This window comes from Chitinophaga sp., assembly GCF_036569125.1.
Classification (GTDB): Bacteria; Bacteroidota; Bacteroidia; order Chitinophagales; family Chitinophagaceae; genus Chitinophaga.
Window position 1 is genome coordinate 1 of the sequence record NZ_DATCRF010000487.1, and the last position, 18,757, is coordinate 18,757.

Annotated in this window: 18 protein-coding genes and 2 pseudogenes; 6 read left to right on the forward strand and 14 right to left on the reverse strand. The window is 47.8% G+C overall.

Annotation, left to right across the window (positions count from 1 at the left end; translation table 11 throughout):
- Together VIM87_RS18255 and VIM87_RS18260 are read right to left on the reverse strand one after the other, a co-directional pair.
- Positions 1–455: pseudogene (locus tag VIM87_RS18255) on the reverse strand (alpha-L-rhamnosidase); the annotation flags it as partial.
- A 128-nt stretch (positions 456–583) separates the two neighbouring features.
- Positions 584–1,465 (reverse strand): DUF4349 domain-containing protein, encoded by an 882-nt coding sequence (locus tag VIM87_RS18260; protein ID WP_331998388.1) that lies wholly within the window; start codon positions 1,463–1,465, stop codon positions 584–586.
- A 260-nt stretch (positions 1,466–1,725) separates the two neighbouring features.
- Here VIM87_RS18260 and VIM87_RS18265 point away from each other — a divergent pair, with 260 nt between their 5' ends.
- Together VIM87_RS18265 and VIM87_RS18270 are read left to right on the forward strand one after the other, a co-directional pair.
- Positions 1,726–1,989, forward strand: a complete 264-nt coding sequence (locus VIM87_RS18265; RefSeq protein WP_089920179.1) for a hypothetical protein — start codon at positions 1,726–1,728, stop codon at positions 1,987–1,989.
- A gap of 296 nt (positions 1,990–2,285) precedes the next feature.
- Entirely contained in the window at positions 2,286–3,716 is a 1,431-nt protein-coding gene (locus VIM87_RS18270) for a cation:proton antiporter (RefSeq protein ID WP_331998389.1), read from the forward strand.
- On the opposite strand, the gene VIM87_RS18275 is transcribed toward VIM87_RS18270, so the two are convergent.
- The 10 genes and pseudogenes from VIM87_RS18275 to VIM87_RS18320 form a co-directional block, all read right to left on the reverse strand.
- Positions 3,694–4,386 (reverse strand): hypothetical protein, encoded by a 693-nt coding sequence (locus tag VIM87_RS18275; protein WP_331998390.1) that lies wholly within the window; start codon positions 4,384–4,386, stop codon positions 3,694–3,696. The two genes, VIM87_RS18270 and VIM87_RS18275, sit on opposite strands and share 23 nt — an antisense overlap.
- Positions 4,387–4,448: 62 nt before the next feature.
- The gene (locus VIM87_RS18280; RefSeq protein WP_331998391.1) at positions 4,449–5,762 is read right to left on the reverse strand and encodes a lytic transglycosylase domain-containing protein; all 1,314 of its coding nucleotides are present in this window, start codon (positions 5,760–5,762) and stop codon (positions 4,449–4,451) included.
- Between the two features lie 13 nt (positions 5,763–5,775).
- Entirely contained in the window at positions 5,776–7,230 is a 1,455-nt protein-coding gene (gene gatA / locus VIM87_RS18285) for an Asp-tRNA(Asn)/Glu-tRNA(Gln) amidotransferase subunit GatA (protein ID WP_331998392.1), read from the reverse strand.
- A gap of 130 nt (positions 7,231–7,360) precedes the next feature.
- Positions 7,361–7,594 (reverse strand): Sec-independent protein translocase subunit TatA/TatB, encoded by a 234-nt coding sequence (locus tag VIM87_RS18290; protein ID WP_089920189.1) that lies wholly within the window; start codon positions 7,592–7,594, stop codon positions 7,361–7,363.
- Between the two features lie 189 nt (positions 7,595–7,783).
- Entirely contained in the window at positions 7,784–8,131 is a 348-nt protein-coding gene (gene rplS / locus VIM87_RS18295; protein ID WP_331998393.1) for a 50S ribosomal protein L19, read from the reverse strand.
- Between the two features lie 150 nt (positions 8,132–8,281).
- Positions 8,282–8,956 carry a tRNA (guanosine(37)-N1)-methyltransferase TrmD gene (gene trmD, locus VIM87_RS18300; protein WP_331998394.1) on the reverse strand — a complete coding sequence of 225 codons (675 nt, stop codon included), beginning with the start codon at positions 8,954–8,956 and terminating at the stop codon, positions 8,282–8,284.
- 24 nt (positions 8,957–8,980) lie between these two features.
- Positions 8,981–9,502: a ribosome maturation factor RimM gene (rimM, locus tag VIM87_RS18305; protein ID WP_331998395.1), complete on the reverse strand. Its 522-nt coding sequence runs from the start codon at positions 9,500–9,502 to the stop codon at positions 8,981–8,983.
- 267 nt (positions 9,503–9,769) lie between these two features.
- A pseudogene (rpsP, locus tag VIM87_RS31425) lies at positions 9,770–10,021 on the reverse strand (30S ribosomal protein S16); the annotation flags it as partial.
- Between the two features lie 195 nt (positions 10,022–10,216).
- Entirely contained in the window at positions 10,217–11,542 is a 1,326-nt protein-coding gene (gene ffh / locus VIM87_RS18315; RefSeq protein ID WP_331998396.1) for a signal recognition particle protein, read from the reverse strand.
- Positions 11,543–11,771: 229 nt separating this feature from the next.
- Complete coding sequence (locus VIM87_RS18320) at positions 11,772–12,647, reverse strand: sigma-70 family RNA polymerase sigma factor (protein ID WP_213086907.1); 876 nt, start codon at positions 12,645–12,647, stop codon at positions 11,772–11,774.
- 364 nt (positions 12,648–13,011) lie between these two features.
- Between VIM87_RS18320 and VIM87_RS18325 the strand changes: the two genes are divergently transcribed.
- Positions 13,012–13,392: an START-like domain-containing protein gene (locus VIM87_RS18325; RefSeq protein WP_089920204.1), complete on the forward strand. Its 381-nt coding sequence runs from the start codon at positions 13,012–13,014 to the stop codon at positions 13,390–13,392.
- A 67-nt stretch (positions 13,393–13,459) separates the two neighbouring features.
- Here the strand turns inward: VIM87_RS18325 and VIM87_RS18330 are convergent, their stop codons facing one another.
- On the reverse strand, positions 13,460–14,059 hold the full coding sequence (locus VIM87_RS18330) for a hypothetical protein (protein WP_331998397.1): 600 nt from the start codon (positions 14,057–14,059) through the stop codon (positions 13,460–13,462).
- Positions 14,060–14,211: 152 nt separating this feature from the next.
- Here VIM87_RS18330 and VIM87_RS18335 point away from each other — a divergent pair, with 152 nt between their 5' ends.
- The 3 genes from VIM87_RS18335 (at position 14,212) to VIM87_RS18345 (ending at position 17,801) form a co-directional block, all read left to right on the forward strand.
- Positions 14,212–15,675 (forward strand): LptF/LptG family permease, encoded by a 1,464-nt coding sequence (locus tag VIM87_RS18335; RefSeq protein WP_331998398.1) that lies wholly within the window; start codon positions 14,212–14,214, stop codon positions 15,673–15,675.
- 11 nt (positions 15,676–15,686) lie between these two features.
- Positions 15,687–16,367 (forward strand): phosphatase PAP2 family protein, encoded by a 681-nt coding sequence (locus tag VIM87_RS18340; RefSeq protein ID WP_331998399.1) that lies wholly within the window; start codon positions 15,687–15,689, stop codon positions 16,365–16,367.
- Between the two features lie 153 nt (positions 16,368–16,520).
- On the forward strand, positions 16,521–17,801 hold the full coding sequence (locus VIM87_RS18345) for an ArnT family glycosyltransferase (RefSeq protein WP_331998400.1): 1,281 nt from the start codon (positions 16,521–16,523) through the stop codon (positions 17,799–17,801).
- 68 nt (positions 17,802–17,869) lie between these two features.
- On the opposite strand, the gene VIM87_RS18350 is transcribed toward VIM87_RS18345, so the two are convergent.
- Entirely contained in the window at positions 17,870–18,604 is a 735-nt protein-coding gene (locus VIM87_RS18350; protein WP_331998401.1) for a superoxide dismutase, read from the reverse strand.
- Between the last annotated feature and the right edge of the window lie 153 nt (positions 18,605–18,757).

The window sequence follows — 18,757 nt, forward strand, 5'->3', positions numbered from 1 at the left end:
GCCGGGCGGTTGACGCTGTCTTCCGTAAAGCCGGGCGAGATCCATTGTGCTTTCCAATCGTTTTTGTCCAGCAACGCCGTTTGAAAAAAGGCCGGCGCGCTCCAAGCGGAGGGCTTGCCGTCTTTATCCCATACCCTTACCTGCCAGCTGTAGCGGGTATCCGGCTCCAGGGCCTGGCCTTTATAGGCTACGTGTACGGAAGAATCGCTGTTCACTTTTCCGCTGCTCCACACCACCGTATTGTTTCTGGAGATCTTTAATTCATAAGCGGTTTGCAATACATTCCGCTGGGTGGCAGCTAATTGCCAGCTGAAGCGTGGCTGCAGTACATCCAACCCAACAGGATTGTTCAGGTTCTCACAGCGCAGCTCCTGCACCTTAACCTGTGAAAATCCGGTATAGGAAAAGAGTAATGCAGCGCCAATTATGGCGGCAAAAACGTGGATCTTTTTCATGCAGTTATAATATTATGGACGTATTCACAAATATCCTACACGCCGCTATAAAAGTATCCTATACTGTCCCATAAAAGTAACAGGAAGCACCGCGGTGCTTCCTGTTACTCATTGCCTGCTTCATTGCTTTACTTCACACTCTTCACTACATACCGGCCCTGCATTTTCCGGTAACCATACCAGCCCACTCCCAAAAGGATCAGGAAAGGCCATAGCTGCAGCAGGAAAAGCACGACACTGCGGAAAGCATCAGCTCCATTACGCAGCGCTGTTAACAGCTCCGTACCAAAACCGGCGCGGGTTACCTGCTCCGGGTTCACAACCACCTGCACATCTGCCACCTGCGGCTGGAACAGCTGCACCGTGAAAGTGGCATAGTTCACATCATCCAGGATGGCCAGGTTCATGATCTTACGGTCAATGGCATACTCTTTTTTCCTGTCCTGATAAGCCATTACATCCAGCGGGGTACTGTCTTTGCCGGGTTTTACGGGAGATGCGCCCATCTCTTTGTTCTTCAATGCATTGGTGAGATAATCCCAGGTTTTGTCCTGCTCTTTCAGCATACGGTAATCAATAAACGCTGCCATACCAGTAAGGGCATGCACCACGGAATCCAGGCTGGCGGCAGGTACGCGCAGTGTAAGGTTGGCCGTAGGCGTGTACAGCTGAATACGTTTCAGTGAATCCGTGGTGTAGGATACCTCTTTTAACACCCCGAACTCATTTTGCAGATGGCTTTCCACTACAATACCATTCAGGCCTGTAACTACCTGTTCCAGGGCAGATGCCGCCCTGAATACATTGTTCACGCGGCACCGTACATCAGCTGTGCGCACCCTTTTCCGCGAGGGGGAATTGAGCGCAGTAATGTCATTCGCAAATTTGGTGGAATCGGCCTGCACTTCATAAGCACCGGCAGTTTTGGAGGGCTCCCCATTATACTGGGCTGACTGACAGGCAGCCAATACCAGGAGCGGTAACATGAGGTAAGAAAATGAAGAACGCATAGGGTGTAGTTTTCACTTTATATCCCCGGTCCGTTAAAAGTAACCTGCGTAAAAAGTTAAAATAACCCTAAAGCGTTTTTTAGTATTGGTAAACAATTGGTACGGAAACGGGGAGCCGGATAACGTCGTAATAACAAAAAAATTGTTATGAAAATGATCAATAATATTATCTTAGTCATAAATCACACTATTCCAAGCAGGCGCCGGCGTTCCTATGCACCGGGTAAGTCCCCTCCCTAAACCAGGACAAAAACAATGATATGAAGGTAGATAAAACCACACTAACAGACTTTATTAATACATCCTTCCCCTCTTATAAGGTAGATATAACTGCATTTAATTCAGGCGTGATCGTGATAGACGTGTTCAGGTCAGGGGATGTAGTGGCTATCCAGTATGATGGCGAATCTTACATTGGCGTATCCGTGGTGCCCGACACGAAACGTGCTGGTGGCGCGGGATTACCCCAAAATGTTTTTCATACCGTAAAAGAGTTTGAGGATTATATTAAGAGAATAGCATAAGCACAACTATCCAACATTCCAGTTACAAGAACGGACAGCAGATCACGAGAGGCTTATTATCACGGACAATTTTTCCACCAATAATTTTTTCAGTGACTATCCTAACCAACGCTTAATGCGGTGTTGCGGTTGGCGCCGTCCTGTTATCTATACAGCCGTGATCATTCTACTAACTATTACGGTTACACGTTATTTTCAGGCAGCGGCTTGTCAGCTGTGAGGATAGCTATGTCCATAGCTCAGGGCATGGTATACAATGGCATATTTTCCTAACTTGTAGTTGCAAACTATGGCTTATGCGTAAACAAACTCTGTTGTATCCGGTTATCATTGGCATTTTTGGCGGTTTAATATGGTTCATTATTAACCAGGGTAACCATTTGCCGGTGAATGGTGGCGGAGGCGCGGTACCGGTTGCCACTGCAGCACCGTTAAGCTTAGGACAGCAATGGCTGGATACCATCCGCCATCCCCTTAGTCTTTTATTATTGCAGATCATCCTGATCGTAGTAACAGCCCGCGTATTTGGCAAGCTGGCGCGTTATATAAAACAACCGGCAGTGGTAGGCGAAATAGTAGCAGGTATTTGCCTGGGCCCTTCCCTGCTGGGATGGTTATTACCTGGCGGCAGCAGCTTCCTGTTCCCGGCAGAAAGCCTGAAAACACTGCAGTTCCTGAGCCAGATAGGCCTGGCCTTTTTCATGTTCATAGTAGGTATGGAGCTGGATGCCAGCAAGGTAAAGAACAAAGCGCATGTGGCTGTGATGATCAGCCATGTAAGTATTGTATTCCCGTTCTTCCTGGGCGTGTGGCTGGCTTATTATATTTTCCCAAACTTTGCCCCTGCCAATGTAGGGTTTATTTCCTTTGCGCTGTTTATGGGTATTGCTATGAGCATTACCGCTTTCCCGGTGCTGGCGCGTATTGTGCAGGAGCGTAAGCTTAGCGGCACCCCATTGGGCATACTGGCCATTACCTGCGCAGCAGCCGACGATGTTACTGCCTGGTGTATACTGGCTGCCGTAGTAGCCATTGCAAAAGCTACCGGTTTTGCAGGCACGCTTATTACCCTGGGTGCAGCCCTGCTGTTTGTGGGCATTATGTTATATGTTATAAAGCCCTGGCTGGGTAAGCAGATCAGGAAGTACACTGCCGCCGGTAACAAAGTAGCTGCCGTAGCCACTGTATTCCTGGTGGTATTACTCTCTGCCTGGATCACAGAGGTGATCGGTATTCACGCTTTATTCGGGGCCTTTCTTGCAGGCGTAATTATGCCGGCCGATGCAACCATTAAAACCTGGCTCACGGATAAAGTAGAAGACATCAGCGTACTGTTGCTGCTGCCCATTTTCTTTGCTTTTACCGGCCTGCGTACACAAATAGGATTGTTAAGTGCCGGGCACCTGTGGGCTGTTTTTGGGCTGATCATGCTGGTAGCTGTGGGTGGAAAATTTGGCGGGAGCGCGCTTACCGCACGGTTAATGGGGCAGTCCTGGACTGATGCTACGGCTATTGGCGCTTTAATGAACACCCGCGGGTTAATGGAGCTGATTGTGCTGAACCTGGGTTATGACCTGGGTATTTTATCTCCCGAAATATTTGCCATGCTGGTGTTAATGGCCCTGGCCACCACCTTTATGACCGGCCCCCTGCTGGATATGGTGAAGCATTTTGAATCTAAAAGATCCTGGAAGGCATCCGGCCCTATGAAGGCAAGCCTTGAATAAACGCTTCCAGCCTTTGCCGGTTAATAACCTGGTTGTTCCATACCCAGGTATCCTTGCTTTGCAGGTTGGCCATACTGGCATCTGACTGCACGGCCAGCCATTGTATAAAGCTGGCTTTATCTGCAAAGGTGCGGGCGCCGGGTGTTAAACCGCCATCCCAAACTTCCCCGTACAGGTACTGCCCTTTAGCATCTTTTTCCAGTCCCATGCCGCAGTAATCCCGGTGGCTGTTCATAAGCGCGCCACGGTTAAGCGCCTGCGCAACCTTGGTAGCTAATGCCTGGCCGTAGGGGATGTTATTAGCCAGCAGCGCAGATCTCATGTCCTGCAGACGCTGGTCTGCTTCCGCTTTTTCCTGCAGCGCATTGGCTTTTTCCATGGCCTTCATTTCTGCCGCTGAGCTAAGCCGGTACACAAAACTATTCTGCTCAAGATCTATATCAATGGTAAAAGCAGCAGCCTGCGGCGCTTCCAGCGTCAGGTATTGATGAATGAGCCGCTGTAATGGCATTTCCAGGTCCCAGAAAAAAATATTCTTCCCATCAGCCTTTTGCCCGCGCAGTGTAAGCAGGGTGCCTGAAGTTGCCTGGCACTCCAGCCGGCCGCCAATGCAGCTTGCGGCATACAGCTTGTTGCGTAAGAATTCGTTGATCTGCTCCTGTATGAACATGACAATGGTATTCATAAAAAAAGGACCGCCCGGGCGGTCCTTCCTGTATATTCTGTAATGATCTATTTCTTTTTCTTAGCTGCAGTGCTGGTAGTGGTCCGCTTTTTAGCTGTGGTACCCTTCCTGGCAGTGCTGCGTTTTTTGGCGGAGGATTTAGCTTTATACACTTTGGCTGTGCCTACCGCTTTTTTGGCGCTGCTGGAATCCCGTACCGGGATCCTGGCCGGGGGCGGAAATTTAGCCCTGGTGGAAGCTGCCGCCTTATCATCCAGTGTCATTTGAACGGATTCTTTCAGGATCTCATCCCGCTCGTTCATGAACACCTTCATTTTGTCTTTAGGTACCCGCAGGTCATAGCTGTTCTCCGGGCCGGCCAGTGCCTGTGCAAAGCCGGGATTCAGGCGGTTCATTTCAGCTACCTCTATGTTCAGCTTTTTGGCAATGGCCTCTATACGGTATTTGCCGCTGATGTTGAACTCTACGGTGTTGAACATATCATCTTCCGTAAGCTCAGAAGGTGCTGCTGTAGTGAAAGTAGCTGGTTTTTCCACGGAAGCTACCAGGCTGCTGCTGCCTGCATCATCGCCTACACCAAAGAAGTTATTGAACCTGTCCAGTATATAACCGGTAGCAATGAACTTGTAAACATGGTTACGGGATTCTGCCGGTAAAAAGTACTGCATGCCCCAGAAGTCTTCACGGCCGCTGGCTTTCATAGCACGCTGCACTCCACCGCCGCCGCAGTTGTAAGCGGCTACTACCAGCAACCAGTCGCCAAACTGCTCATACAGCTCGTTCAGGTATTTGGCTGCTGCCAGGGTAGATTTGTAGAAGTCTTTTCTTTCATCCACTTTTTTACCTACGCTCAGGCCAAAGATGCGGGCGGTACCGGACATAAACTGCCAGGCGCCTACGGCTCCTACCCTGGAACGGGCGTTGGTATTAAAGCTGGATTCAATTACGGCCAGGTACTTCATTTCTTCAGGAATACCATGTTCCCTGAAAATTTTCTCGATCATTACGAAATAGGGCTCGCCCCTTTCAAGCATGATCTGCAAATGCTGGCTGTAACGGGTAGCATACGTGTTAATATAACCTGCTACCAGGTTGTTGTTGATCTGTTCGTACACCTTGGGACTGCGAACACTGGAGGGCAGGCTTTCTGCGCCCCTTCTTACTGCCGCAGTAGCAGTAGCTGTTCCAAAAGGTGTAGTAGTGGTATCTTTCGGCAGTTTTACCTTACTCATAAGGATCGCCGTGTCCGGTGCTGCCAGTTGGGGAGCTACCATCTCTTTAGATACCACATCGCCATCTGCCGCAAACACACTCATTGCACCCATCGCTGGCAACAGCAGTAGTAAAAAGATTTTCCTCATACACATTTTTATTTTAAACAATAGTAACCTGTTTCACTGAAATCAATTGCATAACGTGATCTGCAATGTTTAACAAGCTCGCTTCGTCAAATTGCTTTGTGATGATCTGCACACCAAAGGGCATTCCGTTTGAATGCCGGCGCAGTGGTACGGATATGGCCGGTACCCCTGCTAGGTTCGCCAGTACCGTGTAAATATCGGCAAGGTACATGGCAATAGGGTCTTCGGTTTTTTCTCCAATTTTAAAAGCTGTACTGGGAACAGTTGGCATTAAAATGGCATCATACTCGGATAATATCTGTGATAGCTTATCTACCACCAATCTTCGAACCTGCTGTGCTTTAGTGTAATAGGCATCATAATAGCCTGCACTCAGCACAAAGGTTCCCAGCAATATACGACGTTTTACTTCCTTACCAAAACCTTCCGACCGGCTTTTTTTGTAGAAATCGGTCAGATCCAGGTCTTTTTGGGCGGTTCTGTGGCCATATTTTACTCCATCAAATCGCGAGAGGTTTGAGGAGGCTTCTGCCGTAGTGAGCACATAATACGCGGGTACTACATAATCAAGATAGGCAAAATCTGTGGCGGTTACTGTGTTTCCGGCCGCTTCTAACTCTTCAAAGAAGCCGGAAAAGCCATCCCGCATTTCCGCATCCAGTCCCTCGTGATGCAGCGCGTCCTTTAAATACGCGAATTTGTATGTTTTATTGTGCGCCAGGGCTGCCTGATAATCAGGAACTTCCTTTTGCGCTACCGTACTGTCATACTCATCGGGCCCGGCAATAACCTGTAAAACCGAAGCCACATCTGCAATATTCCTGCCAAAAATCCCTATCTGGTCGAAAGAAGAAGCATACGCAATGAGCCCGTAACGGGAAATGCGGCCATAGGTGGGCTTTAATCCTACTATACCGCAAAAATCGGCCGGCTGCCGTACGGAACCGCCGGTATCACTTCCCAGGCTTACCTGGCATAAACCAGCCTGCACGGCTACTGCAGAACCGCCGGAAGAACCGCCCGGCACCCGGGTGTTATCCAACGCGTTCAGCACCGGCCCATAAGTTGAGTTTTCGTTGGTAGATCCCATCGCAAACTCATCGCAGTTCAGGCTGCCTATAATAATAGCATCCGCTGCCAGCAATCTTTCAATTGCGGTAGCGGAATACAAAGAGGTAAATCCTTCTAAAATGCGGGAAGCGGCGCTTACTTTATGCCCCTTGTAGCAGATCACATCCTTATTGCCAACCACTACCCCTGCCAATGGGCCTACCGGCTCTCCTTTACGGATGCGGGCGTCCAGCTCAGCGGCTTTTTCAAGGGCCTCCGTTTCATAAACTTCCAGGAAGGCATTCAGATGTGAAGATTGGGCTATGCGCTGCAGGTAATAGCGTACCACCTCCGTACAGGTAGTGCTGCCGGCGTATAAGGCTTTGTGAAAAGACGATATACTGCTGAATTCAGACAATGCTAAACCAGTTAAATTCTTTAATGTTAAATTGGTGATATGGTTAAATTGGCAAATAGGCTGATCTATTCCGGCAATTTAACATAAAGCTCCGTAACAAATTTCCGGTAATCGGGTGGCGTAACGGGAATTACTTCTTAACGTCAGAAGTGGAAGGCTGTTCTTTCATGCCATCCTCAATTTCCTGGCGCACATTGTTCTTGGCATCATTAAACTCACGGATACCTTTACCAAGACCGCGCATTAATTCGGGAATTTTTCTTCCACCAAACAGTAATAATACAACCAGTGCTATTAACAGTAATTCAGTCATACCAAGATCTTGGAACAGTAAAAGTGGTGATTTTACAATAACGGCAGTCATTTTCTCAGTTTTAAAAGTTCAGTGTACAAAGATAGACCTTATAATTGGTATTTTCTGACGCAGGCTATTAGTTTAAGTAGATTTTAACCTTGCGCCGGGCCAGCATTCTGAGCAATAAGGGTCATAAAAATAGAAAACGGAAACCGTCAGGAACGGTTCCCGTTTTCACTAATTTCCCTGTATTGTGTACTAAACCCTTTTTTCTTTGATACGGGCTGCTTTACCAGCGCGCTCACGCAGGTAATACAGTTTTGCCCTTCTTACCTTACCTACTTTATGCAGCAGGATGGAATCAATGTTAGGAGAGTACAGGGGGAAAACCCTTTCAACACCTACACCATCAGAGATCTTACGCACGGTAAAAGAAGCAGTAAAACCGGTACCCTGGATCTTCACCACATCCCCTTTAAAGGACTGGATCCTTTCCTTGTTACCTTCCACAATTTTATAGTTAACGGTAACATTGTCACCGGCTTTAAATTTCGGAAATTCTTTTTTTCCTGTCAGTTGCTCGTGAACAAAAGAAATAGCGTTCATCTTTACAATTATTTATGGGACGGCAAAGGTAAGTATACAAATGAGAAGTTCCAAATTATTGGGAAAAATATTAGCCAGCTATTAGCTTTTAGCTGCTAGCCATTAGCTCCGGAACTATCAGCTAACCGCTAAAAGCTAATAGCTAAACGCTTACTTCAACAGATCCGGGCGGCGCTGTTGCGTGCGTTCCAGGGCCTGCGTATGCCGCCAGTCCTCAATTTTACGGTGGTCGCCGCTCAGCAGCACCTCCGGCACCTTCCAGCCCCGGAACTCCTCCGGGCGGGTATAAACCGGCGGCGCCAGCAAATGGTCCTGGAATGAGTCGAAAAGGGCGGAAGTTTCATCATTCAGCACCCCGGGTATCAGGCGGCCAATGGCATCTACCAGCACAGCTGCTGCCAGCTCTCCGCCGGACAGCACATAATCGCCAATGGAAATTTCCATGGTAATGAAATGCTCCCGGATCCGCTCATCTATGCCTTTGTAATGGCCGCATAATAACAGCAGGTTACCTTTTAACGATAACTGATTAGCCATCGGCTGGTTCAGGGTAGCGCCATCCGGGGTCAGGTAAATCACCTCATCGTAGGTGGTTTTGGCCTGTAACAGCTCAATAGCATTGATCACCGGCTCCATCATCATTACCATACCGGCGCCGCCCCCAAACTGGTAGTCATCCACCTGGTTATGCTTGAAGGTAGAGTAATCCCGCAGGTTATGCACCTGTATTTCCAGCAGCCCCTTTGCCTGCGCCCGTTTCAGGATGGAATGGGAAAAGGGGCTTTCCAGCAGGCCCGGTTGTACAGTAATAATGTCGATGCGCATGTGTGTAGTTTTTGAGTCCATGGACTACCCCAGATAAACATCCAGCAGGCCATCCGGCAGCTGCAGGTGTACTACCTGGTTCTTTTTATCAATTTTTACCAGCGACTGCTCGTTAAGCGGCAGCAGGGCCTCTTTACCCTGTATGGTCACTTTGGCCAGCACCTGCATGGGCATTTCAATCACCTCTTCAATAACGCCCAATACGCCCTGCGCAGCATCGTGCACGGTAAAGCCCAGCAGTGACAAGGGCGCAGCAGATGCAGTCTGCTGCTTAAAATCCGTTTCCTGCATATATACCGGCGTTTGCACCAGCTTTTGTGCGGCCTCTTTGCTGTCAATCCCTTCCAGCTTTACAAAGGCATGCTCATGATCCTTAATGCTGGCCTTTTGCAAAAAGTATGGGATAAAGCTGTTCTTCCGCTGTTCCAGGAAAAGCACCTCCACCCCTTTAAGGGCGGTTCTTTTACCCAGGCTATGCCGGAGTATTAGCTCTCCCTGCAGGCCAAAAGCGGCTACCAGTCTGCCTATGCTGAAGTAATTGTTCATATTCCGGGAAACGGTTCAAAATAAAAAAAGGAAATATTTGCGGACAAATATTTCCCTTTTAAGTATGATCAAGCAAATAGCTTATTCTGCGTTACCACCTTCAGCCGGTGCATCTTCAACCCTCTTTACGATGGGCGTAATAGCACGTGCTTTCTTGTGGGAATCGCGGCGGGCCGCTACTTTCTGCTCATGTTCTGCCTGCCATTGCTCAAATTTCTTGTAAGCAGTAGGCTCATCAAACAGACCTAATTTAACCCCTCTCAACAGGTGCTTCAAATACAGTACACCTTTGAAAGAAAGAATACGCCTTACCGTATCAGTGGGCTGGGCACCTTTTTGTAACCAGCGCAGTGCTTTTTCGGTATCAATGTTAATAGATGCCGGAACGGTTAAGGGATTGTAAGTACCGATCTTCTGGATGAATTTACCATCTCTGGGCGCGCGCGCATCGGCTACTACAATAAAATAGAAAGGTCTTTTCTTCGCGCCATGACGTTGTAATCTGATCTTTACTGGCATAAATAAATCGAATTATTTTTTTGCGAGTTATAAAAAAAATATATAGGGGTGCAAAAATAACAGAATAATTGTGAATCTCAAAATAATTTCCCGCCAAGCTCATAGTTCACGGTCCATAGCCCATTGCATAGTGCCTGAAAACCAGCATTCCCGCTACAGGCCATGGACCATCGACAGTGGACCATGGACTAAATCCTATCTTCCCAGCGCTTTCAGTCCTTTGCCTCCTGCACCCATTTTATTCATCATCTTCATCATTTGCCGCATTTGCTCAAACTGCTTCATGAACTGGTTCACATCCTGGATCTCTTTACCGGCGCCTTTGGCAATGCGCTTGCGGCGGCTGCCGTCTATCAGATCCGGGTTACCCCGTTCCTGCGGGGTCATGGAACCTATCATGGCTTCTATGCCTTTAAAGGCATCATCACTGATGTCAATATCCTTGATAGCCTTACCTACCCCGGGTATCATCCCCATCAGGTCTTTCAGGTTACCCATTTTCTTGATCTGCTGCAGCTGCTCCCGGAAGTCATCAAAATCAAACTGGTTCTGACGGATCTTCTTTTCCAGCTTTTTAGCCTGTTCTTCATTGAACTGCGCCTGCGCCCTTTCTACCAGGGTGGTAATATCACCCATGCCCAGGATACGCTGTGCCATACGCTCGGGGTAAAATACATCCAGCGTATCCAGCTTTTCGCCCATGCTCACGAACTTGATGGGCTTTTCCACGGTGTACTTGATGGTTAAAGCAGCACCACCGCGGGTATCGCCATCCAGCTTGGTAAGCACCACACCGCTGAAGTCCAGGCGGTCGTTAAAGGCCTTGGCGGTGTTCACCGCATCCTGGCCGGTCATGGAATCCACTACGAACAGGATCTCCTGTGGCTGCACCGCTTTGCGGATATTGGCCACTTCGGTCATCATAGCCTCATCCACAGCCAGGCGGCCGGCAGTATCTATAATAATTACGTTATTTCCGTTCTGTTTGGCTTCCTTAATAGCATTTTCAGCTATCTGCACGGCATTCTTGTTTTCCGGCTCGCTGTACACGGGTACTTCTATCTGCCCGCCCAGCACTTTCAGCTGGTCAATAGCCGCCGGGCGGTAAATGTCCGCCGCTACCAGCAATGGCTTCTTACCCTTCTTGGTTTTCAGGAAGTTGGCCAGCTTGCCGGAGAAGGTGGTTTTACCCGAACCCTGCAAACCGGCTATGAGTATAATGGTAGGATTAGCTTTGAGCTCCAGCTCTGCCGCTTCGCCCCCCATCAGGGCCGCCAGCTCGTCCTTCACGATCTTCACCATCAGCTGCCCGGGAGAGATGGCAGTAAGCACCTTTTCCCCCTGCGCCTTATCCTTTACCCGGTCGGTAAAGTCTTTGGCTATCTTATAGTTCACGTCCGCATCCACCAGTGCACGGCGTATTTCCTTTACGGTGCTGGCTACGTTGATTTCAGAGATACGGCCCTCTCCTTTCAAGAGTTTGAACGCGGAATCCAGCCTTTCTGATAATGATTCAAACATTAGTAGATCTATTAGTTGTTTTTACGGATCAAAGTTACGTTAATCGTTCGTGATTGCCGGCCCGCAATCTGCGGCCGGGCTTTCCGTAACGGCAAAAAAAATGGTGAATATGCTAACATATTCACCATTTTTTTTGCGAAATTATGTTTTTACGGTCTGATTACAAAACTAGCATAGATTACAAAAATACCAGCAACGCCTACTGAGCCACTAAAACCATTTAGCATACTCAGCTGCCTAAATAGTTCCGGAGTAGCTTGCTCCGTGAGGTTGTGCGCAGCTTTGTGATGGCTTTATCCTTGATCTGGCGCACGCGTTCGCGGGTAAGACCAAATTTTTCACCAATATCTTCCAGTGACATGGGATGTTCAACGGCAATGCCGAAGTACAGCATGATCACATCTTTCTGACGGTCGGTTAAGGTAGACAGGGAACGTTCTATTTCCCGGCGCAGTGAATCATGATGATCCAGCTCCTCATCGGCGCTAACTGCGTTCGGGTTTTCCAGCACATCCAGCAGGGAGTTGTCCTCACCATCAATGAACGGAGCGTCCATGGATACGTGGCGGGCAGCTACCCCTAAGGTGGCCTCTACCTCTTCTGTATTAATTTCCAGGATGGTAGCCAGTTCGTCGGGAGAGGGTTCTCTCTCAAATTCCTGCTCCAGCTGGGAATATGCTTTACTGATCTTATTGCTTAAGCCTACTTTGTTCAAAGGCAGGCGTACAATACGGGACTGTTCTGCCAATGCCTGCAGAATGGATTGACGGATCCACCATACGGCATAGGAAATGAATTTGAAACCCCTGGTTTCATCAAAACGCTGAGCCGCTTTTATGAGGCCCAGATTACCTTCATTAATGAGATCACTGAGCGACAGGCCCTGGTTCTGATACTGCTTAGCCACGGAAACCACAAAGCGTAAATTTGCTTTGGTCAGTTTTTCCAGTGCCCGCTGGTCACCCTGCTTGATTCGGATGGCGAGGTTCACTTCTTCCTCCGGCGTTATCAGATCTACTTTTCCAATTTCCTGCAAGTACTTCTCCAGGGATTGTGACTCCCTGTTCGTAATCGACTTCGTGATCTTGAGTTGGCGCATTGACATAGAGTCGGAACAGTTACAGGTTATTAATAAAAAGTTAATTTTTGACGAATACCAGACAAAAATAAGTTTTTTTAGACACCACCCAAAAAAAATGTTTACTTGTTAAATCGTTTTCAAGCAAAATCGATTGATTATTTATTTCTGTCTGACTATAGGTTTCACTGACCGATCCTGACGGAAAAAGTGTCTAATAGACTATTAATCAACATAAATATATTAAATATTATTTTAATAGTAATAAAATTTATAAATCATCAAATAAATGCCGGAATTGATTAAAAAAAAACAGCAAATTATTTTGACAGAATAAATATTTTTCTATAATTGCAGCCGGATGATATTGATTTACTAATTACATTGAGCGATGTCTAAGAAAGTGCAATATGAGTTGGAATACCCGGTACGGTGCTCACCCAGTATCTTATACGAATTCCTTTCCACCCCCGCCGGTTTGCAGGAGTGGTTTGCTGATAAAGTAGATTTCAGGGATAATGTTTTTTCCTTTTCCTGGAATGGCGCTACTGAAGAAGCCGAAGTGCTGGAGCAGGAGGAAGAAGAATTTATTCGTTTGCGTTGGTTACATGCCCCTAATGGAGAATTTTTTGAGTTCCGCATTCAGATATCAGAAGTTACCAATGAAACTATACTGGTAGTAAAAGATTTTGCAGAGAAGAAAGAAATAGCCGACCAGAGCCAGCTTTGGGACTACCAGGTAAAAGACCTTTTTCACCGTATCGGGAATTAATACCCGTTACGGTAGCTAGTAATTGACTTTGTAATACCCCTCATTTACCAGTCACTCGCTACCTTCATTACCCATTTATTATTGCCAGTAAGGTTGTATAACAGGCTACTGCTTCAGGGATTATTTTTTCCCAAATTTCCAGGGCAAACGGTTTTGCCAGCTTTATAAAATCTTTTTGTTCCACCCATGTATCCCACTCCTGTGGCGTAAAAGCAGCTACTGCGCGGTAATTTCCATTTTCAAAATCATGCATCCAGGGATCGTCCTGCACAGCTACCTGGAAGTTCTGCGCCACCAGCGTTCCATAACCGGCTTTTAACGCGGACGCATAATGTATTTTTACCGTACCGGCCAGGTGTAAGGTGCAGCTGAAATAATGGCCCCACCAGAACATGGTACGGAAGGCCAATACCGCCTCCTGGCTAAAGTAGCGCGGGTAATCCAGTATTACATAGGGCAGCTCTTTATACCGCTCCCCTTTTGATATTTTACCGCCCTGCTGCAGGCAGGGCACCGGGAAGGCGGCTGCCGGCGCCTGTATTTCCAGCTCGCGGTGCAATGCGCCGAACAGCTCCATCACCTTGGTGATCACGCTGTTCTTATGATAGATCCAGCCGGCATCAAAAGCTACCTGCCGCTCCGCAGGTGTAAGCAAAAAATTTGTCATATAATTAACGCTATCATCATACCCGCGTGGCCGCTGCTACGGAAAATCGAAGTAAATTTGCGGCTCGTACAGCATCAGGCGCTCCTTGCTGTGGCAATTTTTTGCGGCCTGATAACATGGTAAAAATCGTAAATAATAACTATTATTACGAAGTGAAAAAACTTGATAAGCTCATTATTAAAACATTCCTGGGGCCTTTTATAGCCACTTTTTTTGTGACCTGGTTCGTATTGCTGATGCAGTTCCTCTGGAAGTACATTGACGACCTGGTGGGCAAAGGGCTGGACCTTCCGGTAATACTGGAGCTTATTTCCTATACCAGCGCCAGCTTAATTACCCTGGCCCTGCCGCTGGCGGTATTGCTTTCCTCTATTATGACCTTTGGCAACCTGGGAGAGAGCTTTGAGCTGGTGGCCTTAAAATCATCCGGCATTTCCCTGCTGCGTTTCATACGTCCGTTACTGTTTGTTTGTATTATTATTGGCGTACTTGCCTTTCTGTTTGCCAACTACGTGATACCGGTTGCTAACCTGCGCGCAAAATCACTGCTGTACGATATTACCAATTCCAAGCCGGCCTTTAATATTAAAGCAGGCGTGTTTTACGGTGATATTCCCGGCTATACGATCAAAGTAGCGCGTAAGGAAAAAGATAACAAGACCATTCACCAGGTAATGATCTTTGATCAGTCGAACAGTGGCGGCGGCGCTGCGGCCGATAAGCTGATACTGGCTAACAAAGGCACCATGGAGCTTTCCAGCAATAAGCGTTTCCTGTACTTTGTACTGAACGATGGCTGGCGGTATGAGGAACGTAACCTGCGCGGCTCCAACACACCCGGTGAGCTGATACGCATGGGTTTTAAAGAATATAAAAAAGCATTTGACCTTAGCTCCTTTACCTTTAGCCGCCTGGATATGGGCCTGTTTGCCTCTAACCAGCAAATGCTGAACATACGGCAGCTGGATAAAGCCATTGATTCCCTGAACCGGGAGGCGGCCAATGTAAGCAAAACCGTGAGCGCCTATGTAACCTCTCGCTACCCTTTTTATAAATGGAAAGACAGCGCCTGGCTGCCTTCCGCCCCTTCCCTGGGCGTAAAACAGTTTAAGGATATAATACCGCAAAAGAATTACCGTTATGTATTAGACCGTGCGGAACAGGCCCTGCGTGAAACACAGAGTAACCTGGAAGCGCCGGCCAAGGAATATGGCGATAAGAATACCATTATGATCCTGCATAAAGTGGAGTGGCAGCGCAAGTTCACCCTGGCAGCCGCCTGTGTGGTGATGTTCCTGATAGGGGCGCCCCTGGGCTCCATTATCCGCAAAGGCGGTTTGGGAACGCCCCTGGTATTTGCAGTAATATTTTTTGTTATATTTAACATCTTTTTCATGGTGGGCGAAAAAATGGCGCGGAAAGATGTGCTGACCACCTTTGGGGGCATGTGGCTATCGAATATTGTGCTGCTGCCCATTGCGGCGTTCCTGATCTACAAGGCCATGAACGATTCGCAATTATTCAACAAAGAATTTTATTTCAGAGCTTTTGAAATAGTCAAGAAGCTCATACAAAGAATTAAGGAACGTAAGCGAGAACAACAACCTACAACATAAAAACGCATACATTGAAAACGTTCGTTACACTGTTCAGAAAGAATGCCTACTTCTTTCTTCCGCTGCTCTTATGGATACTGGTAGGCGGATTAATGCAAAGCATCTTCTCGCCGGAGGAGCTTTTTATGGGAATTAATCAAAACCACAATTCCGTTGCCGATGTGCTGATGACCGGGATCACTTACCTGGGAGATGGCTGTTCGTTTGCAGTAGTGCTGCTGTGTATGTTAATAGCCCGCAAGTACAAGCTGTTCTTAATTGGCCTGGTAAGCATACTGGCGGTAACCCTGATCGTGCAGGTAGCCAAACATGCCATAGAAGCGCCCCGGCCCTTATTATATTTCCAGAATGCCTCTTTTGTGCATGTGGTAAAATGGGTATCTGTACATTATAATAACAGCTTCCCTTCCGGCCACTCTGCCGGTGCTTTTGCCCTGTTCTCCTTTCTAGCGCTGATCGATAACAATAAGCTCCGCGGCCTTTTATTTATATCCCTGGCTTTAATTGCAGCCTATTCCCGTATTTACCTGGCGCAGCATTTCTTTGCGGATATTTATATTGGCAGCATTATTGGCGCCGGCTGCAGCTTTGTGGTATACGGCCTTTTTGAATTTAAGAACCTGACCAAAACGCCCGTGCTTTGCCCCAAAGCAGCGGAGGCGGCCTTACTGGCAGAGGCCTCCCTGGGATAACCATTGCCGGGTAAGTAACGGTAACAGGTACTGCTAGTTGAATAGTTTTATTGGGCCGGATTTAAATAAATCTGCTATCTTACCGTTAACCTCATTAACGGACAACCAATAAGCGATTTAACTGTTTTACCAATAACCACTTAACTTACCCGGATGAAGTACCTTCTGATTGCCATAGCAGCAGGACTACTATTCATTCCCTTTTTGGGAAGTGTGCCGCTGCAGGATCCATTAGCACTTTATAATGTTGCAACAGCCCCGGTTACCGGGCCGGGTAATGGCAGCTTTGCTCCATTCCCTTTATGGGGCTGGCTGCAATCCGGCAGCGTATATTTTTTAGGCAACACTCCTTTTGCCCTGCGCCTTCCAAATGCCCTTATTGGTATTATTACCTTACTTACTTTTTATGCTATCGGCAAAAAACACGCGGATGACCGGCTGGGAACCTGGTGGGCGCTGATCTATGCCGGCTGCTGGCTGCCCTTCCTGTTCTTCAGGTCTGCCCTGCCGGACCCGCTGTTCAATTACCTGTTCTTCCTGTGTATCTATTTCATATATCGTATAGCCTATGCCGTAAAGCCACTGCCCCTGGCCATCTTAAGCGGCATATGCCTGGGCCTGGCTGTATTGGTGAAAGGCCCCTTGGCTATTATACTGGCCCTGCTGTTATTACTGGGTTACTGGATAGCCAGCAAGGGTAAAACCGGTGTTAAACCGGCACACCTGGCATTGTGGCTGCTGTTTGCGCTGATACCGGCTGCTGTATGGCTCACTTATACCGGCATCGTATATGGATGGCTGGTAGTACAGCAGTACGCACGTTTTGTGGCAGGCCTGCTGGCTAATCCCTGGCCGCAAAGCAACCTTGTTTATTATATGGTATTGCTGCCCGGCTGTTTCCCGGCCGTTTTGTTCCTGCTCTGTTACTTTTATGCAAAACGCCGCTCTATTTATAATACCGGTGAGCCCCTGGATCTGAAAGAATTTAAGGTATGGATGTGGCTTTTTTTCTGGGTGGTGCTGTTGTTATGCCCATCATCACTATACATGGTACCCCTCTCCTTCCTGGCGGCCTGGCAGGTGTACCGCATCAGCGCGGGACGGCAGCGCCTGCGGGCCTGGCATGTGGTGCTGTTATTGTTAACCGGGCTTGTAATAGGGTTGGGATTAGCGGCTGTAGTACTGGCCGGTGTGTATAAAGCCACGCTGCTGCCTTATGCGCAGCTGCCGGCGGCCCGTGCTTTTTTACAATCACCTATAATATGGAGCTGGTGGGAAGCCCTGTATGGCCTGGTCTATATACTGCTGGTAAGCTGTAGCGTGGTGCTCCTGTTCCGGAGAAAGTACCAGGAGGGGTTGTTATGCCTGTTCATAGGCTCCCTGATCTTTATAGCGGTTGCCGCTTTACATTTTGTGCCGAAGCTTATTTTCTAAAAGAAGTGGTTAGTAACCATGATCAATACAGTCATTGTATTCATTACGATCACTAACCACCATCCTTTTTATTTTATAGCAAGGTCGTATTGCTTTTCAACCTCATTCCAGTTCACCACATTCCAGAAAGCTGCAATGTATTCCGGGCGGCGGTTCTGGTATTTCAGGTAATAGGCGTGCTCCCATACGTCCAGGCCCAGCACCGGTGTTCCTCTTTCCTTTACGATCTGGTGCATCAGAGGATTATCCTGGTTAGGGGTGGAGATCACGGAAAGCTTTTTCTCCGGCGTTACGATCAGCCATGCCCAGCCAGACCCAAACTGGGTTTTAGCCGCATCATTGAATTTGGTCTGGAAAGCTTCCCAGGATCCAAACGCGCTGTTCACCGCTGCTTTCAGCTTATCTGAGGGTGCGCTTTTTTGTCCGGACAGCAGGGTCCAGAACAGGGAGTGATTGTAGTGGCCACCGCCGTTGTTACGTATAGCCTTATCCTTTTCTGTAACCTTATTCAGGATCTGGTCCAGCGGAAGGCTGGCAAAGGTGGTACCATTCACGGCATCGTTCAGATTTTTCACATACGCGCCATGGTGTTTATCGTGGTGAATTTCCATGGTCAGCTTATCAATGCTGGGTTCCAGTGCGCCAAACTCATAAGGCAAAGCGGGAAGTGTAAAAGGTGCTTTAGGACTGGGATCTAAAGCTATAGAAGAGCGTGCGGGAGATGCGGCCAGCAGTCCGGAAGGGTTACTCAAAGCGGCTACTCCTGCCAGGCTGGCCAGTTTAATAAATTCTCTTTTATCCATATCAAATTGTATTGAGAGTGATGATATAATGACATTAAAATATCAAAGCTAGAGGGTAGCGAGCAATAAAGCTACAAATATTACACCATTTTATCAGTTGAGAGGGTAAGGTAATCTATTGAAAATACTGTCTTTTTCTACGCTCATCCATGT

Bases quoted from the DNA above. Each gene is read 5' to 3' on its own strand.
- VIM87_RS18260 (WP_331998388.1), bottom strand. From the start codon at position 1,465: ATGCGTTCTTCATTTTCTTACCTCATGTTACCGCTCCTGGTATTGGCT.
- VIM87_RS18265 (WP_089920179.1), top strand. From the start codon at position 1,726: ATGAAGGTAGATAAAACCACACTAACAGACTTTATTAATACATCCTTC.
- VIM87_RS18270 (WP_331998389.1), top strand. From the start codon at position 2,286: ATGCGTAAACAAACTCTGTTGTATCCGGTTATCATTGGCATTTTTGGC.
- VIM87_RS18275 (WP_331998390.1), bottom strand. From the start codon at position 4,386: ATGTTCATACAGGAGCAGATCAACGAATTCTTACGCAACAAGCTGTAT.
- VIM87_RS18280 (WP_331998391.1), bottom strand. From the start codon at position 5,762: ATGAGGAAAATCTTTTTACTACTGCTGTTGCCAGCGATGGGTGCAATG.
- VIM87_RS18290 (WP_089920189.1), bottom strand. From the start codon at position 7,594: ATGACTGCCGTTATTGTAAAATCACCACTTTTACTGTTCCAAGATCTT.
- rplS (WP_331998393.1), bottom strand. From the start codon at position 8,131: ATGAACGCTATTTCTTTTGTTCACGAGCAACTGACAGGAAAAAAAGAA.
- trmD (WP_331998394.1), bottom strand. From the start codon at position 8,956: ATGCGCATCGACATTATTACTGTACAACCGGGCCTGCTGGAAAGCCCC.
- rimM (WP_331998395.1), bottom strand. From the start codon at position 9,502: ATGAACAATTACTTCAGCATAGGCAGACTGGTAGCCGCTTTTGGCCTG.
- ffh (WP_331998396.1), bottom strand. From the start codon at position 11,542: ATGTTTGAATCATTATCAGAAAGGCTGGATTCCGCGTTCAAACTCTTG.
- VIM87_RS18320 (WP_213086907.1), bottom strand. From the start codon at position 12,647: ATGTCAATGCGCCAACTCAAGATCACGAAGTCGATTACGAACAGGGAG.
- VIM87_RS18325 (WP_089920204.1), top strand. From the start codon at position 13,012: ATGTCTAAGAAAGTGCAATATGAGTTGGAATACCCGGTACGGTGCTCA.
- VIM87_RS18330 (WP_331998397.1), bottom strand. From the start codon at position 14,059: ATGACAAATTTTTTGCTTACACCTGCGGAGCGGCAGGTAGCTTTTGAT.
- VIM87_RS18345 (WP_331998400.1), top strand. From the start codon at position 16,521: ATGAAGTACCTTCTGATTGCCATAGCAGCAGGACTACTATTCATTCCC.
- VIM87_RS18350 (WP_331998401.1), bottom strand. From the start codon at position 18,604: ATGGATAAAAGAGAATTTATTAAACTGGCCAGCCTGGCAGGAGTAGCC.